The 16,647-nt window shown below is 74.4% G+C and carries 13 protein-coding genes; 5 read left to right on the top strand and 8 right to left on the bottom strand.

Annotation, left to right across the window (positions count from 1 at the left end):
• Window positions 1-93 precede the first annotated feature (93 nt).
• A complete protein-coding gene (locus tag ABD143_RS01380; protein WP_343969939.1) occupies window positions 94-1,311 on the bottom strand; it encodes a primosomal protein in 1,218 nt (405 codons plus the stop codon).
• Between the two features lie 25 nt (window positions 1,312-1,336).
• On the bottom strand, window positions 1,337-2,212 hold the full coding sequence (locus ABD143_RS01375; RefSeq protein WP_343969936.1) for an aldehyde dehydrogenase family protein: 876 nt from the start codon (window positions 2,210-2,212) through the stop codon (window positions 1,337-1,339).
• A 117-nt stretch (window positions 2,213-2,329) separates the two neighbouring features.
• On the opposite strand from ABD143_RS01375, the gene ABD143_RS01370 reads away from it, so the two are divergent.
• Window positions 2,330-2,722 (top strand): Scr1 family TA system antitoxin-like transcriptional regulator, encoded by a 393-nt coding sequence (locus ABD143_RS01370; RefSeq protein WP_343969933.1) that lies wholly within the window; start codon window positions 2,330-2,332, stop codon window positions 2,720-2,722.
• Entirely contained in the window at window positions 2,719-3,096 is a 378-nt protein-coding gene (locus ABD143_RS01365) for a DUF397 domain-containing protein (protein ID WP_343969930.1), read from the top strand. Before ABD143_RS01370 ends, ABD143_RS01365 begins: the two co-directional genes overlap by 4 nt.
• A gap of 10 nt (window positions 3,097-3,106) precedes the next feature.
• Here the strand turns inward: ABD143_RS01365 and ABD143_RS01360 are convergent, their stop codons facing one another.
• From ABD143_RS01360 to ABD143_RS01350, 3 genes are all read right to left on the bottom strand, one after another.
• Window positions 3,107-5,845, bottom strand: a complete 2,739-nt coding sequence (locus tag ABD143_RS01360; RefSeq protein WP_343969927.1) for an ATP-binding protein — start codon at window positions 5,843-5,845, stop codon at window positions 3,107-3,109.
• Window positions 5,842-7,197, bottom strand: a complete 1,356-nt coding sequence (locus ABD143_RS01355) for an MFS transporter (RefSeq protein ID WP_343969924.1) — start codon at window positions 7,195-7,197, stop codon at window positions 5,842-5,844. Before ABD143_RS01355 ends, ABD143_RS01360 begins: the two co-directional genes overlap by 4 nt.
• Before the next feature lie 71 nt (window positions 7,198-7,268).
• Window positions 7,269-7,871 carry an NADPH-dependent FMN reductase gene (locus ABD143_RS01350; protein WP_343969921.1) on the bottom strand — a complete coding sequence of 201 codons (603 nt, stop codon included), beginning with the start codon at window positions 7,869-7,871 and terminating at the stop codon, window positions 7,269-7,271.
• A gap of 172 nt (window positions 7,872-8,043) precedes the next feature.
• Here ABD143_RS01350 and ABD143_RS01345 point away from each other — a divergent pair, with 172 nt between their 5' ends.
• Entirely contained in the window at window positions 8,044-10,170 is a 2,127-nt protein-coding gene (locus ABD143_RS01345; RefSeq protein ID WP_343969918.1) for a serine/threonine-protein kinase, read from the top strand.
• A gap of 23 nt (window positions 10,171-10,193) precedes the next feature.
• The gene (locus tag ABD143_RS01340; RefSeq protein ID WP_343969915.1) at window positions 10,194-12,248 is read left to right on the top strand and encodes a protein kinase domain-containing protein; all 2,055 of its coding nucleotides are present in this window, start codon (window positions 10,194-10,196) and stop codon (window positions 12,246-12,248) included.
• A 104-nt stretch (window positions 12,249-12,352) separates the two neighbouring features.
• Here ABD143_RS01340 and ABD143_RS01335 read toward each other — a convergent pair whose 3' ends face one another.
• The 3 genes from ABD143_RS01335 to ABD143_RS01325 form a co-directional block, all read right to left on the bottom strand.
• The gene (locus ABD143_RS01335) at window positions 12,353-13,786 is read right to left on the bottom strand and encodes an aldehyde dehydrogenase family protein (RefSeq protein ID WP_343970252.1); all 1,434 of its coding nucleotides are present in this window, start codon (window positions 13,784-13,786) and stop codon (window positions 12,353-12,355) included.
• Entirely contained in the window at window positions 13,786-14,757 is a 972-nt protein-coding gene (deoC, locus tag ABD143_RS01330) for a deoxyribose-phosphate aldolase (protein ID WP_343969912.1), read from the bottom strand. The genes ABD143_RS01335 and deoC overlap by 1 nt, the downstream gene beginning before the upstream one ends.
• A gap of 260 nt (window positions 14,758-15,017) precedes the next feature.
• Window positions 15,018-15,254 carry a hypothetical protein gene (locus ABD143_RS01325; protein WP_343969909.1) on the bottom strand — a complete coding sequence of 79 codons (237 nt, stop codon included), beginning with the start codon at window positions 15,252-15,254 and terminating at the stop codon, window positions 15,018-15,020.
• A 432-nt stretch (window positions 15,255-15,686) separates the two neighbouring features.
• Between ABD143_RS01325 and ABD143_RS01320 the strand changes: the two genes are divergently transcribed.
• Window positions 15,687-16,628: a haloalkane dehalogenase gene (locus ABD143_RS01320; protein ID WP_343969906.1), complete on the top strand. Its 942-nt coding sequence runs from the start codon at window positions 15,687-15,689 to the stop codon at window positions 16,626-16,628.
• Window positions 16,629-16,647 lie beyond the last annotated feature (19 nt).

Raw genomic sequence — 16,647 nt, 5'->3', positions numbered from 1 at the left:
AGCGGAGCGGCGGACGCCCCGGCACCGCCGTCGTGACCGGCGAGGCAGCACAAACCTCATCGGCCCGCCCCGAGACCCCCGGAGGCCGAGGGACTAGTGCTCGCGGAACCGCTTCGTCATCTCGTCAACCAGCTCGCCGAAGCGGACGGCTTCCCGGTTGAACGGCGGGCTGGGCGCCAGGCGGGTCGGGTCGGGTTTCGTGACGAACGAGATGAGCCAGCCCAGCGCCTGCGACTCGGCCAGTGCCTCCTTCGGCTCGCTGTCGCCCGCCCACTCGCCCACGTCGAGCAGCAGCTCCCTGGCCAGGTCGAGCTGTGAGGGGTCGACGGCGAGCGGGCCCTCGGCGAGGTCGTCGGCGAGGCCGGTGAGGGTGTAGGCGTTCACCTCGTCGACCACCACCTCGAGCTCGCCCACCCCGGCGCGCTCGACGATCTCCGGCCACGTCGAGGCGGCGACCAGGTCGTGCCCGTCGGCGCCGTCCTCGCCGATCCAGCGGGCGAGCGCGCGCTCGCCCGAGAACACGTCGATCCGGCCGTCGGAGCCGAGGAACACCGGCGCGTCGTCCAGGTAGCAGCGCAGCGTCAGGTACTCGGCGTCGGGGGTGGTGATCCGGATGGGGTCGATGCCGACCTCCTCCCAGAAGGTCGCCGGCTCGTCCTCCTCCTCGTCGTCCTCCTCGTCGGCCGCGGCGCCCTGCGGTGTGTCGGCGTCGTCGGCGACGATGACCTCCTTCTCCGCCGCGGCCAGCGCCGCCGGGTCGACCTCGGGCGTGTCGACCAGGTCGTCGAGCGCGTCGATGACGTCGTCCCAGCGCTCGGCGATCGTCTCCAGCATCTGCGTCCACAGCCGCGCGCCCTCGCGCCCGACGAACGGCAGCGTGCCCTGGCGCAGCAGCGCGAAGGCCGGCGCTGCGTCGAGAACCTCGGTGACCCCGTCCAGCTCGCAGACGTCGGCGATCGAGCGGACCATCTCGGTGATCTCCGCCAGCTCCCCGACCGACCAGGTGTCGGGGTCCTCCGCGGCGAGCTCGGGCACGCCGACGATGTCGTAGCGCTGCGTCTCCTCGGGTGTCAGCTCGGGGACGGTCAGGTCCGGCACCACCGACCAGGCAGGGTGGTCGGTCAGGTCGTGCTCGGTGGCCGTGCGGACGAACGCGGCGAGCTGGGTGACCTCGGGGAAGGCGAACAGGGAGTCGTCGTCGCCGAGGAACGCTTCCCATTCCTCGCCGTCCTCCCGCCACCGCGGGGCCCACAGCGTGACGAGGTCGCCCTCGGTGAGCGAGAGCTGGATCGGGACGATGTCGCTGGCCACGGGGGAAGCCTAGGACTCGCGGTGGTCAGCGCCCTACCGGGTGCCAGACCGTCTTGATCTCGGTCCAGGCGCGCAGGCGCGTTACGCCGGGTGCGCGCGTGGGGTCCGGTTCGGTGGCCGGGCGTGGCAACACGCGTTTGACGGTGGCGGCGGCCGACGCCTCGAGCTCCGCCGCCGTGTCGGCCGGTGCGCCCATCAGGTCGATCGCCTGCACCTCGGCGTGCGCGGCGAGCCACGGCCCCAGCTCCCCGGCGCGGCCGGTGAGCAGGTTGGCGACCCCGCCGGGCAGGTCGGACGTGGCGAGCACCTCGGCCAGCTCGATCGCCGGCAGCGGCCGTGCCTCGGACGCCACGACCACGGCCGTGCAGCCGGTGGCGAGCACCGGCGCGAGGACGTCCACCAGCCCGAGCAGGGAGGAGGACTGCGGCGCGAGCACCGCCACCACGCCGGTGGGCTCCGGGGTTGACCACGACAGCAACGGCCCGGCCACCGGGTTCACCGACCCGAGCAGGCCCGTGATCTTGTCGGTCCACCCGGCGTACCAGACCCACCGGTCGACCGTGGCGTCCACCAGCGCGGCGGCGCGGTCGCGCGGGACGTCCTCGGCCGCCGCGACGGCGTCGGTGAACTGCTCGTGGCGGCCCTGCAGCATCTCCGCGACGCGGTAGAGCACCTGCCCCCGGTTGTAGGCGGTGGCGCCTGACCAGCCGGGGAACGCGGCCCGCGCGGCGCTCACGGCATCGCGGACGTCCTTACGGGAGGCGAGGGCGGCGTGCGCGAGCAGCCGCCCACCGGAGTCGGTGACGGGGTAGGTGCGGCCGGACTCCGACCGCGGGAACGCGCCGCCCACGTACAGCTTGTAGGTCTTGGCGACGGCCAGCCGCTCGGTTGGGGTGCCCACGGGAGCAGGCTACAGACGAGCGGCACGTCCGGCTCTCACGCGACGCGCAGCCGCGGGCCTCGGCTCGGCCGCATCGCCGCCAGTAGCCCGCGCAGGCGCGCGGGGTGACATGCGCGGTTGGCGCCGCGTGGGCACCGGGCGGGGGAGGCACACCGGGCAGACCCTTCCCGGTGGTGCGCACAGGGCGCTGCTGAGCACGTACTCCCCGCACCGGGCGACCACCTCGTCGAACGGGTCGAGGAGCTCGGGCCCCGCCTCCTGGTGCGAGTCATCCCGTTCACGCACCCGGGGCATCCGGTGCTCGGCACCCCGTCCTTCCACGTCCTCGGCTTCGCGAGCACCCGTCTGCCCGACCTGGTCTGGCTCGACATGGTCACGGGTGTGCAGTTTGTGGACGATCCGATCGCCGTGCATGAACATCGTCTTGCTCACGCGGGCGCCGAGGACGCGGCCCTCGACGCCGTAGAATCCGTGGCGATGATCAAAGCCGCAGCTCAGGAGTTCGCATGACAGCAGGACCTCGCACGCCCGGACTCGCACAAGGCCGGTGGGTCAAGGCCCGCCGCAGCGACAACGCATCCGGATGCGTCGAGGTGCGGGTGGACGGGGGCGTCTACCGGGTCCGTGACACGAAAGACCTGGGCCGGGGGCCGGTGCTCTCGCTGACCAAGGAGGAGTGGCGCGCGTTCTGTGATGCGCTCCTTGCGGGGCCCGACCGGCTGGTCCAGGCGGCGGGTCTGCAGCTCGCCCTTCGCACTGACGGCGGGCTGACGATCCGGCGTTCGGACGGGGCGCGGCTGCGGTTCACCGCTTTCGAGGTCGAGTGTTTCCTCGACGGTCTGCGCGGCGGGGAGTTCGACCTGCCCAGCGCCCGTACGGCCTGATCGCACGGCGCTACGCAGGCAGGTCGAGCCGCACGAGCTGCGCCCGCGACGCCACCCCGAGCTTGGGAAACGCCTTGTAGAGGTGGTAGCCCACCGTCCGCGGGCTCAGGAACAGCTGCGCCCCGATGTCCCGGTTGGACAAACCCGCCGCCGCGAGCCGGACGACCTGCATCTCCTGCGGGGTGAGGTCGGCCAGCACGTCGGGGCCGGGCCGGGCGACGGTCCTGGTCTCGCCGGTGGCGCGTAGCTCGGCGCGTGCCCGGTCGGCCCACGGCCGGGCGCCCAGCCCCTCGAACGCCTCCACGGCCGCCCGCAGCGGCCCTCTCGCCTCGCTGCGCCGGCGTGCCCTGCGCAGCCACTCGCCGTGCAGCAGGTCGGTGCGCGCCTGCTCGAAGGGGTGTTCCCCGTCCGCCCGGTGCAGCGCCGCGGCCTCGGCGAAGAGCGCAGCGGCGCCGTCGCCGGGATGGACGAGCGCGCGGCACCGCAGCGCGACGGCCCGCGCCCAGGTCTCGCCGGTGTGCCCGGCCCAGCGCTCGAACCGCTCGGTGGCGTCCAGCGCCTCGGCGCGGCGGCCGCTGCGGATCGCAGCTTCGACGAGGTCGGGGAGCGAGCGCCGCAGGCGCGGGCAGGTGGCCGCCCCGGCCAGCCGGTCGGCGGCGGCCTCGAACCGGCCGAGCCCGAGGTCGAGCAGGCTGCGGGCCGACGCCGCGTTCGCGCCGAACTCCGGCGGCAGCCTGCGCCCGTCGAGGTCGGCGAGCACGGCCGCGGTGCGCACCTCGTCGCCCTCGGCGGCCGCGACGTGCGCCAGCACGACCGACAGCTCGCCGATGCTCTGGTCCTGGCCCGTGTCCCGGGCGATCCGCAGGCCCTCGCTTGCGGTGGCCGCGGCGTCCGGCCAGCGGCCGAGGTGCCAGCGGGCCGTTGCGAGCGCGGCCAGCACCCGGGGGAGGACGCCCAGCGTCCCCGCCGCGCGGCTCTCCCGCTCGGCGGCGGTGGCCAGCTGGTGGGCGACGGTGTCCGCGCCGAGGAGCAGGTGCCAGAGCGCGAGGCTCGCCGTCGCCCGTGGGCTGCCCGCGCCCGAGCAGCCGGCGAGCTCAGCCAGCGCTGCGACGGCGTCGGGCAGCGCCGCGTCGGGGTCGTCCTCGAGCTGGGCGATCGCGAGGGCGGCGTGGGCGCGCAGCGGCGGTCCGGGCAGCCGCAGCGCGACGGCGGTCGCGGCGGCCCGCTCGACGACGGTGCGGTCGCGGGCAGCCCAGCCCGCCTCGACGACCCACAGCAGCATCTCGGCGGCCAGCTCCGGGTCGGCGGCGGCGACCGGCTCGGCCGCGTCGAGCAGCAGGCGGTGGGTGTCCTCGGGCCGACCCGCCTGGTCGGCGAGGCAGGCTCGGACCATCGCGAGGCGGGCGCGGGACACAGGGTCGGTCGCGTGCAGAGTCACGCAGGAGGCGATCGTCTCCGCCCAGTCGCTGTGTCCCGCCACCGCAGCGGCCTCGGCCGCGAGCACCAGCCGCCGCACCTTCGAGGCCCCGTCCGGGCTGAGCGCGCCTGCCCGCTCGTAGGCCGCCGCGACCGCCTCGTGGCTGCCCCGCTCGTGGGCCCTCACGGCGCTCTCCTCCAGCGCGAGCGCCACCTCCTCGTCCGGCCCGATGCTGGCCGCGGCCCGGTGCCAGTTGCGCCGGTCCATCTCGGGCAGCGCGTCGAGCACGTCGGCGAGCGCGCGGTGGGCCGCTTGCTTGGCCACGAAGGTCGCGCTGCCGTATGACGCCGTGCGCACCAGCGGGTGGGCGAAGCCGAGGCACCCGTCGCCGAACACGATCAGGCGCTCGCGCTCCACGGTCTCCATGTCCTGCGGTCCGGCGCCGAGCCGCGCGGCAGCGGCGAACACCACAGCCGTGTCGCAGGTGCCGTCGGCCGCGGCCACCAGCAGCAACGTGCGCGCGGTCTCCGGGAGCGCCGCGATCCGGGCGGCGAACTCACGCTCCACGGCGCTGTGGGTCGGCGCCGTCCCGCCGCGCCCCGCGTCCGGAGGGCCGAGCGGGAACACCGGCGCCCGGTCCGACCGGTGCGCGGCCGGCAGCTCGCGCAGCGCCAGCGGGTTGCCCGCCGCCTCCCGCAGTAGCAGTTCCTTGACGTGTTTGGGCAGGTCGGCCGCCCCGGCGTCGAGCACCTGACGGGCGGTGTCGTCGTCGAGCCTGCTGAGGGCGAGCTCGGCAAGGCCGGGCGCCGGGAACGCGGGTGCATGCCCGGTGCGGGCGGCGAAGAGCATCACCACCGACTCGGCGTCGAGGCGGCGCGCCGCGAACAGCAGCGCCTCCGCCGACGCGTGGTCGAACCAGTGCGCGTCGTCGAGCACGACCAGCACCGGACGCTCGGCGGCCAGCTCCGCGAGGAGCGTCAGCACCGCGAGCCCGACGAGGAAGCGGTCCGGCGCAGGCCCCGGCGCGGCCAGCCCGAACGCCGACCGCAGCGCGGCGGTCTGGACCGGCGGAAGCTCGTCGACGCCTCCGACGACGTCCTTGAGCAGCAGATGCAGCGCGGCGTACGGAAGCTGGGACTCGGTCTCGATGCCGACGCGGGCAAGCACCACCATGTCGCCGGCCGCGGACCGTGCCCGGTCGAGCAGCGCGGACTTGCCGATCCCCGCCTCGCCGCGCACCACGAGCGCGGCGCTCCGTCCGGCCCTGGCCCCCGCGAGCAACCGCTCGACCTCGGCCAGCTCGGTGTCCCGGCCGGGCAGCCACTCGTTCATGCTCGTTCACCGCGCACCGGCACCAGCAACGCCACCAGTCCGACGACGGCGGCCGCGGTGATCACCACGACCCCGGCGCGGAACCCGGCGACACCGCCGCCCGCGACCGTCCAGGCGAGGGCGGAGACCGCGGGGCCGATGGTCATCGCGATCGTGCGCACGGTCATGCCGATGCCGCCCGCGACGCCCTCGGACCCGGCCGGCGCGTTCTTCAGCATCGCGGTGTTGACCGAGGTGCCGAAAAGGGCGGTTCCGATGCCTAGCACGACCAGCCGCCAGCCCATGTCGACCAGACCCGAGCCCGCGTCGAGCGTGAGCATCGTCAGCATCCCGACGACCCCTATGGCGCTCCCGATGATCGCGATCCGGCCGGTGCCGATCCTGTCGGTCATCGCCCCGGCCGCGCCGGACACGAGGGCCATGGCCCCGACGAAGAACAGGAGCGCGACCCCGGTCAGCTGGGCGGTGCCGCCCACGACGTCGGCGACGAAGTAGGGCAGCAGGAACGCGATGAGTCCGCCGGTGAAGCTGGTGGCCAGCAGCGAGACGAGCGTGACGGCGTACGCGGGGCGCCTGACCACCGCGAGCACCGGCCGCGACGCCGCGAGCCGCGACCACCACACCCCCAGCGCGACGCCCGCCACCGCCAGAACCGCTGCGACGGTCGGGCGTTCGTCGACCTCCTCGAACGCCAGCAGCACGGCCGCGATCGCGCCGCCGAGCAGCAGACCTTCGCGCACCAGTGCCAAGCCGGGGAGGGGCAGGCCGCGGTCGGGGGTGCGCGGGATGCCGCGCAGCCCGGCCCACAGCACCACGACGAGCAGCGGCAGCTTCATCAGGAAGACCTCGCGCCAGCTGAACGCCCCCGCGACGAGCCCGCCGAGCGGCACACCCGCCATCGCCCCGATCGTCATGATCGTGACGACGAACCCGATCGCCTGCCCGCGCTGCTGTGGCAGCACGCTCGCCGTGATGATCGGCATGTAGGTCGCCACGATCAGTGCTCCCGCCGCCCCTTGCGCAAGCCGGCCGACCACCACCACCCAGAACGCCGGGGCGGTCGCGGTCAGCACGCTCGCGAGAGCGATGCCGATCATCGCCAACGCGAACACCGCACGGATGTCGGCGCCGTCCGCCCACCGCCCGGCCGGGATCGCGACGGCGGCCATCGGCAGCGCGTAGGCGAGCAGCACCCACGCCGTGGTCGACGCTGTGACCGCGAGGTCGGCGCCGAGCCCGGGCAGGGTGACGGCCGCGATCGTCACCTCCGACGTCACCACGAGCATGGCGAGCCCGAGGGCGACGACCGGTGCCCACCGGGTCCGTTGGGGGACCACCGCATCCGTGACCATGCCGTCAGTCCTCCTCGAGCGATTGGAAGCCTGACGGTAGGAGTTGAAGCTCTCTTGAGGTCAAGACGACCTCACGCGGTCACGTACGGCCGGGTTGCCCGCGCGTCACGCAGCGCCCGGGCCCACCAGACGAGCTGGTCGAGCATCGTCTTGGCCGCCCCGGCGCACTCGGCCGCCTCGATCGGGCGGCCGTCGCCGTCGAAGCGGGCCCAGGCGCCGTGGAAGCTGACCGTGTCGCGCATGGTCACGGCGTGCAGTTCGGCGAAGACGCCGCGCAGGTGCTCCACCGCACGCAGCCCGCCGCTCATGCCTCCGTAGGACACGAACGCCACCGGCTTGGCCTGCCACTGCTCCATGTGCCAGTCGATGAGGGTCTTGAGCGGCGCGGGGTAGCTGTGGTTGTACTCCGGCGTGACCACGACGAACGCGTCGGCGCTCGCCAGCCGCGGAGTCACGGCCGTCACCTCCGGCGGCAGTGGCTGCCCGTAGCCGGTGAGCCGGTCGGGCAGCGCCACGTCGACGAGGTCCAGCACGTCGATGGCAAGGTCGGGGTGCTGCCGGGCCTCCTGCACGAACCAGTCGGACACCGTGGTGCCGAACCGGCCCTCACGTGTGCTGCCGACGACGACCGTCACGCGCAGCGGGCCGTCGCCGGTGGGGCTCAGAGTTGTCATCGGGGTCCCCTCCCAGGGGTCGGTGATCGTGACTCCGACGCTAGGAACCGGGCGGCCGCCTCGAATCAGTCACGTGACCGGGCTGCGAACGGAGCACCTCCGATCACCGGGACGGGTGAAGGGGCGTTACCGTGCGTGCCGACGGATCATCGCGAAGCAGTCGGGGGGACGCGTGCAGCCGTTGCAGGGGCACGACCCACGCTCGATCGGGCCGTACCGCCTTCTCGGCAGGCTCGGGGCGGGCGGGATGGGTCAGGTGTACCTCGCGGCCGACCGCGAGGGCCGGGTCCTCGCGCTGAAGGTGGTGCACCCCGCGCTCGCCCACGACGAGGGGTTCCGCAGCCGGTTCCGCCACGAGGTCGCCGCGACCAGGCAGATCAGCGGCCCGTGGGTGGCCGCTGTGCTCGACGCCGACCCCGACGCCCCGGCGCCGTGGCTCGCCACGGAGTACGTGGCGGGACCGTCACTCGACCGTGCGGTGGCCGGGGCGGGTCCACTGCCGGCCGCCACCGCGCACCTGCTCGCCGGAGGGCTCGCGCGGGCGCTCGCCGTCGTCCACGGGGCGGACGTGGTGCATCGGGACGTGAAGCCGTCGAACGTGCTGCTCGCCGACCGGCCGCGGCTGATCGACTTCGGGATCTCGCGCGCCGCGGACGCGCCCGACCTGCCCGCCACCGGCGTGGTGTTCGGGACACCGGCGTTCATGTCGCCCGAGCAGGTCGCGGGCGACGAGGTGGGCCCGGCGTCCGACATGTTCTCGATGGGTGCGGTGGTCGTCCACGCCCTCACCGGCGCAGGCCCGTTCGGCGAGGGCACCCCGCTGGTGCTGCTTCGGCGCATCGCCGACGAGGAGCCGCACCTCGATGCCCTCCCTCCCGTGCTGCGCGAGCCGATCACCGCCTGCCTGGTGAAGAACCCGGCCGATCGCCCCACCGCCGCGGAGCTGGCGGTGCTGCTCGACCCGCTGCCGCCGCCACCGTCGTCGGGCTGGCTGCCGGCGCCCGTCATGGCGCTCTCCCCGGCGGCGGACGGCGCCGGGGAGGACCGCACTCGGGTCGAGGGCACCCGGCAGCTCCCGGTGCCCGCCCCGGTCCGGGCGGCGGGAGCGGCGGCGGCGCGGATCGGCAGGCGCGCGCTGCTCGTCGGGGCCGGTGCGGTCGCGGTGGGGCTCGGCGCGGGAGCGCTGGCCTACGCGGTGACCGCGAACCGCAGGCCGGAGACCGTCTCGGCGACGGCGCCCGCTTCCGTCGGGTCCGGCCCGCGGGCCCTGTGGTCGATCCAGCCTCCCGGGCCCGTCGAGGCGCTCGCCGTGCGGGCAGGCACTCTCTACGCGGTCCTCGGAGACGCCCTGCACGCGCTCGACGCCGCCACCGGCGCGACCAGGTGGGTCGCCCAGGGCGCGGGCGGCTACATCGACGCATCCGGCGTCACGCACCGCGGGCTGGCGCTCGGCGACGGGTTCGCGCTGCTGGAGACGAACGGGGCCGTGGCGGCGATCGACACCGACGACGGGGCGCAGCGCTGGGCCGCCACTCCCGAGGCGGGCACCGTGCTCACCGCGCTCGTCGGGGCCGAGATGACCGCCGCGCGCAGCACCGTCTGCATAACACTGGCTGGTTCGCTGCACGCCGTCGACGCCCGCACCGGCGTCCGCCGCTGGCGCTACGACGTACCGGCGACGAACGGCCCCGGCGCCGCGTTCCGGTTCGCCGCGAGCCCCGTGGTCGCCGGCAGCACCGCCTACGTGACCTGGGGCTCGAACGTCACGGCGCTCGACGTCGGGAGCGGCCGGGTGCGGTGGCAGTTCGGGTCGGGCGCCGACACGACCGCGTCGATCGCGGTGGCGGACGGCACTGTCTACATGGCGATCTACACGGGCCCCCTCGTGGCGCTCGACGCCGGCACCGGAGCGCCGCGGTGGGAGGCGCCGGTCGGGAGCCGCGGGGCCGCGGCGGGGGCCCTGACCCGCGCGATAGTGCCGGCCGGTGACCTCGTGTTCGTGCGCGGCGATGACCAGCGGATCCACGCTCTCGACATCACCAGTGGCCGGCCCCGCTGGGCGCAGCCCGACCCCACCGTGGACGGGGCGGCGGCCGACGTCGGCCCGGTGCTCGACGCCGGGCTCGTCTACTGCGGGGCCGGGAACGGCCGCCTCTACGCCATGGACGCCGCACTCGGCGTCCGGCGCTGGGAGTACGCGGGGCCGTCCGGCCGGGTGGCGGCGCTGGCGGCGGAGAACGGCACCGTCTACGTGGGCGGTTCGGCGCGCATCGAGGCGCTGGCGAGCGCCGGCGCCTGAGGGATGTCGAGGAAGGGAGCGGCGTGACCGTCCTGCAGGCGCACGACCCGGCCGTCGTCGGGCCATATCGGCTGCTCGGCAGGCTCGGCGCGGGCGGGATGGGGCAGGTCTTCCTCGCCCACGGCGAGGACGGCGCGCTCGTGGCCGTGAAGATCGTGCACCCCGGGCTCGCCCACGACGACCGCTTCCGCGCGCGGTTCGCGCGGGAGGTGGAGGTGAGCAGACGCGTCACCGGGCCGTGGACGGCGGCGGTGCTCGACGCCGACCCGGACGCCCCGGCCCCGTGGCTCGCCACCGAGTACGTGGCAGGCCCTGCGCTCGACCACGCCGTCCGGGCCGCCGGTCCGCTCCCTGCCGAGACCGTGCACCTGCTCGCCGCCGGGCTGACGCGGGCGCTCGTCGCGATCCACGGCATGGGGCTGCTGCACCGAGACGTCAAACCGTCGAACGTGCTGCTCGCGGCCGACGGGGCCCGGCTGATCGACTTCGGGATCGCGCGAGCCGTCGACGGGGCTGGGATGACCAGCACCGGGATGATGATCGGCACACCCGGGTTCATGTCACCCGAGCAGGCCGACGGGACGGAGCTCGGCCCGGCGTCCGACGTGTTCTCCCTCGGCGCCGTGCTGGTGCTCGCGGCGACCGGACGGGGGCCGTTCGGGGAGGGCGGCCCGGTCGCCGTGATGCGCCGCATCCTCGACGACGCCCCCGACCTCGGGGCGCTGGCCGAACCGGTGCGCGGCGTCGTGGCGCGCTGCCTCGTGCGGGATCCGGCTGCCCGGCCCTCGGCGGCCGAGATGGTGGCGGCCCTCCACCCCGAGCCCGCGATCCCCCGCGAGGGCTGGCTCCCCCCGGGGGTGCCGGCGCTCCTGCCGCAGCAGCCGGCGCCCCTGCCGCCTGCGCGGGTGGCGCCGTCCGGGGTCCCGGCGGGGCGCGTCGGACGGCGGGCCGTGCTGGTCGGCGCGGTGCTCGCGGCGATCGGCGGGGCCGTCGCCGCGGTCGCAGTGGGGACGCGGCTCGGCGAGGCGGAGGCCGAACGGGCCCGACCGCGCGTGCGCTGGACCTACACGGCCCGCGAGGACGTGCTGGTGCTCGCAGCTGACGGCACCCGCGTCTACGCGGGGAGCGCCGACGCGACCGTCCATGCCGTGGACGCCGCGGGCGGGCGGCCGCAGTGGACGCACGCCGTCGACGGGCTGGTCGGCGCGCTGGCGGTGATCGGCGGGGCGGTGGTCGCGTCGGACGGCGCCCGCACGTACGCGCTGGACGCCGGCACCGGCGGCCGCCACTGGGAGCACGACGGGGCCCTGCTCGCCGCCGGTCCGGGCGGGGTGCTCGTCGAGGCTTTCGACTTCGCCGAAGGCGGCGCGGACTCCCGGCTGGTGCGCTGGCTCGACCTCGGCACCGGGGAGCAGCGGTGGCAGCGGCCGCACCGCGACACGGGTCTGGCGCCCGGGCTGCGCGGGGTGCTGACGAGCGACGCCGTGCACCTCGCGGGCGCCGGAAGGCTCCTGAGCCTGGACCCCGTGTCCGGCGAGCTGCTCTGGGATCGTCCGTTCGCCGGCGGTCCGGTCCCGGCAGCGGTCGCGGCACCCTCCGGCGAGGCGCTCTACGTCGGCGACCACGCCGACCCGGCGGCGCCGCTGGTCGTCGCGCTGGATCCGCGGACGGGCGTCGGGCGCTGGCAGGGGCTGCACGGCGCAGGGCTCACCGAGCTGACGGTCGGCCGCGACACCGTGTACGCGGCGGGCGGCGGCCGCGTCACGGCATGGGACTCCGCGGCCGGCGACCCGCTCTGGACGTGGACCGCCGCCGAGGAGACCGGTGGCGAGGCCACGAGCATCGGCCCGCCCGCGGTCGCGGATCGTGTCGTGCACGTGGTCGCCGACGCGGCCGTCGGTCCCGACGCCCGGCAGAGCAGCGCGATCGCCCTCGACGCCTACGCCGGGACGTCCCTCTGGCAGGTCGACCTGCCCCGAGCGCCCACCAGCGCCGGCCGCGCCGGCCCGGTGGTGTCGCCGGACGGGCCCGTGGTCACGGCCGTCGGCACCACGCTCTACGCGATCACCGCGGGCTGACGGTCAACTCCGCCAGGTTCACTCCGCCCAGGTTCACTCCGCCCAGGTTCAGTCCGCCACGTTCAGTCCGCCAGGTTCAGTCCGCCAGGTTCAGTCCGCCAGGTTCACTCCGCCAGATAGGCCTCGAGCCCGGCCCGCCCGCCCTCCCGGCCGAATCCGCTCTCGCGGTAGCCGCCGAAAGGCGCAGTGGGGTCGAAGCGGTTGAACGTGTTGGTCCACACCACGCCTGCGCGCATGCGCTGTGCCGTCCACAGCGCCTTGGCGCCCTTCTCGGTCCAGACCCCGGCCGAGAGCCCGTAGGGGGTGTTGTTCGCCTTCGCGACGGCCTCGTCCGGGGTGCGGAAGGTGAGCACGGACAGCACCGGCCCGAAGATCTCCTCCCGTGCGACCCGCATCGTCTGCTCCACGCCGGAGAACACGGTGGGCGGGAAGAACAGGCCGCGCTCCGGCAGCGGGCACGAGCTGGTCCAGCGCTGCGCGCCCTCGGCGTCGCCCGCGGCCACAAGCTCGACGATCCGGTCGAGCTGGGCCCGGGAGTTGATGGCCCCGACGTCGGTGTTCTTGTCCAGCGGATCGCCGACGCGCAGCGTCTCGATGCGGGCGCGCAGCAGTTCGGCGAACTCCTCGGCGATCGACTCCTGCACCAGCAGCCGCGACCCGGCGCAGCAGACGTGTCCCTGGTTGAAGAAGATCCCGTCGACGACGCCGTCGACGGCCTGGTCGAGCGGGGCGTCGTCGTAGACGATGTTGGCCGCCTTGCCGCCCAGCTCCAGGGTGAGGTGGCGGCCGGTGCCTGCGAGGCGGCGCTGGATCTCCTTACCCACGTCGGTGGACCCGGTGAAGGCCACCTTGTCCAGTCCGCCGTCGCCCACCAGGGCCGCGCCGACGTCACCGGCGCCCGGCAGCACGTTGAGCACACCCGGCGGCAGCCCGGCGTCGGCGGCGATCTCGGCGAGCACCAGCGCGGTGAGCGGGGTGGTCTCGGCGGGCTTCAGCACGATCGTGTTGCCGCACGCGAGCGCCGGCGCGATCTTCCACGCCGCCATGAGCAGCGGGAAGTTCCACGGGATCACGGCGCCGACCACGCCGAGCGGGCGCGGGTGCGGCCCGAGGCCGGCGTACTCGAGCTTGTCGGCCCAGCCGGCGTGGTGGAACAGATGCGCCGACGCGGTGGGCACGTCCACGTCGCGGGACTCGCGGATCGGCTTGCCGTTGTCCAGCGTCTCCAGCACGGCCAGCTCACGGGCGCGCTCGGCCACCACCCGGGCGATCCGGTAGAGGTACTTGGCCCGCTCGGCGCCCGGCATCGGCCCCCACACCTGCTCGTACGCGCGGCGGGCCGCTGCGACTGCCCGGTCGACGTCCTCGGTGCTTGCCGTGCCGACCTCGGCGAGCACCTCCTCGGTGGCGGGGTTGAGCGTCTTGAGCGGCTCACCGCCGCCGTCGACGAACTCGCCGTCGACGAACGGGCGGTAGGCCTGCTTGAGGTTCGCGAGCGAGGCCGACTCCGGCGCCGGTGCGTAGGTCCACTCCATGATCAGGATCCTCCGATGTGGTCGCGGTCGGCGTAGTGGCCCTCCAGCTGGGTGCGCCGCTGCCGCAGCAGGTCGCCCAGCAGCGCCGACGCTCCGAACCGGAACAGGCCGGGGGTGAGCCAGGCAGGACCGGCGATCTCGTTGACGGCCACGAGGTGGCGGATGGCGTCCTTCGACGTGCGGATCCCGCCCGCCGCCTTGACCCCGCGGTGCTCGCCGGTGGCGAGGTGCCAGTCGCGCACGGCCTGCAGCATCACCTGCACCACGGGCAGCGTGGCCGCCGGGGAGATCTTGCCCGTGGAGGTCTTGATCACGTCGGCGCCCGCGAGCAGCGCGAGCCAGGACGCGCGGCGCACGTCGTCGTAGCCGGCCAGCTCGCCGGTCTCGAGGATGACCTTGAGGTGCGCGCTCCCGCACGCCTCCTTCACCGCGAGGATCTCCTCGTAGACCGCGCCGTAGCGGCCGGTGAGGAACGCACCCCGGTCGATCACCATGTCGATCTCGCCCGCCCCCGCCTCGACGGCGAGCGCGGTGTCGGCCAGCTTGACCGCCCGCGACGACCGTCCGGACGGGAACGCCGTGGCGACCGCGGCCACCGCGACACCCGATCCACGCAGCGCCTCCACAGCAACGCCCGCGAGGTCGGGGTAGACGCAGACCGCGGCGACCGGCGGCACGTCGGGGTAGCCCGGGTCGGGTCGCCGGGCCTGCGCGCAGAGCGACCTCACCTTGCCGGGCGTGTCGGCGCCCTCCAGCGTCGTCAGGTCGATCATCGAGATCGCCATGTCGATCGCCTGTAGTTTCGACTCCTTCTTGATGCTGCGCGTGGCCAGGGCGGCCGCCCGCCGCTCGACGCCCGCCTGGTCGACGCCGGGAAGGCCGTGCAGGAAGCGCCGCAGCGCCGCATCGTCGCGGACGGCGTCGGCGAACCCGGCTGCGCGGCCGTCGACGGAGCGAAGGTCGGTCGTTGTCACGCGGCGAGTCTAGGGATCCTGAACAACTCCGCCCGTAGCGAGCGGCATCGCCCAGTAGGGCCGAGTTGTTCAGGGCGCTCCTGGGCGCCAAGCGTGGCACGACCCCGGAGAGCACACCGCCCGCCGCGCGGGAGGAGCGACGGGCGGTGGCGAGTACATGGGGGAGCAACGTAATGCGGTGGAGCCGTGCTGCACGTGCTGACGAGCTGTACGTCGGGTCGTGCTGTGGATCTGTCGTTCTTGTAGCCGGCGGAGCTGTATCAGGTGGAGCTGTGCAGCCTGACGACGCCGACCGTCACGTCCTCCAGGCCACCGCGATCGAAGTCGCGGCGGAGCTGGTCGGCCTTGACGGTGGCCGTCAGCCCGTCGAACGGGCCGTGCGCGTCGATCTCCCCCGTCTGGGGGTCGACAGCCAGCACGACGTATCCGTCGCACTGCGTGAGCTTCTCCGCCGCTGCGACCAGCGTCGCCTCGTTGGAAGTCGTGTTCTCCGGCACCGGATCACCTCCTAGTCATCTAGTACAGCGTCGACGGGGCCTCCGGTGTGACAGTGTCTGTGGCATACCACCCGTTCGGGTCAGGGTGAAATCTGAGAGGTGATCACCGACCGTGGGCTCTCGGAGACGCGTCGGCCCCATTCGGCGGGGTCAAGCAGGTGACGGTGACGGTCGCGGCACTGAGTGTCATCACCGGGCGTGCCTGAATCCTCGGAGCGTCCAGAGGCGCGGAAGGCCGCGCAGGGCGGCCCTGGCGGGGGGCGAAGCGGCCCCGGACAAGGCCTCCCCGACCGGGTGACGCCGGCGGGCGAAACGATCGCTCAAGGTGAGGACATAACCCAATGGGGTCAGCACGCATGGTCACGACGGTGTGTGCGGTTCGGGTGACGTATGTGCCGTCGCCCGGCTCGTGGCGGTGCCAGGATCCCGGTCATGCGCGTTCTTCGGACTCCTGAACCGCGGTTCGGTGCCCTTCCCGGGTTCGACCTTCCGCCCCACTACGACGACGTGCCCGACCAGGACGGCGGTGTGCTGCGGATGGCGTGGGTGGAGGACGGCCCCGCGGACGGCCCCGTCGTCGTGCTCCTGCACGGCGAGCCGAGCTGGTCGTTCCTCTACCGCACCACGATCCCCGCGCTGACCGCCGCCGGGCTGCGGGTGGTGGCCCCTGACCTCGTCGGGTTCGGCCGCTCCGACAAGCCCGCCGATCCCGCCGACCACAGCTACGCCCGCCACGTCGAGTGGGTTCGGGCGCTGCTGTTCGATGTGCTCGACCTGCACGGCGTCACGCTCGTGGGGCAGGACTGGGGCGGGTTGATCGGGCTGCGTCTGGTGGGCGAGCACGCCGACCGGTTCGCCGCCGTGGTGGCCGCGAACACCGGGCTTCCCACCGGCGACCACGACATGCCCGAGGTCTGGTGGCAGTTCCGGCGGGCCGTCGAGAAGGCGGAGACGCTCGACGTCGCGCGGCTCGTGCAGGCCGGCTGCCGCACGCGGCTGACCCCGGAGGTACGCGCCGCATACGACGCCCCGTTCCCCGACGAGTCGTTCAAGGCCGGGCCGAGGGCTATGCCGACGCTCGTGCCGACGCGCCCGGACGACCCGGCGAGCGCGGCCAACCGGGCGGCGTGGGCCGCACTGACGAGCAGCGATCTGCCGTTCCTCTGCGCGTTCAGCGACGGCGACCCGATCACCGCCGCGATGGAGCCGGTGCTGCGCAGGAGCATCCCGGGAGCGGCGGGTGAAGACCACCCGACGATCGAGGGTGCGGGCCACTTCCTGCAGGAGGACGCAGGCGAGGCCCTGGGGAGGGCAATCGTGAGGTTCGTGACCTCCGGCCCGATGCCTGGAAAGCCACATCAGGGCGGCAGATGACCTGACGCGATGAATGTGG

The organism is Pseudonocardia aurantiaca, assembly GCF_039526725.1.
GTDB classification, from domain to species: Bacteria; Actinomycetota; Actinomycetes; order Mycobacteriales; family Pseudonocardiaceae; genus Pseudonocardia; species Pseudonocardia aurantiaca.
The sequence above is the reverse complement of the archived record's forward strand: the minus strand, read 5'-3'. Positions and strand labels throughout refer to the sequence as shown.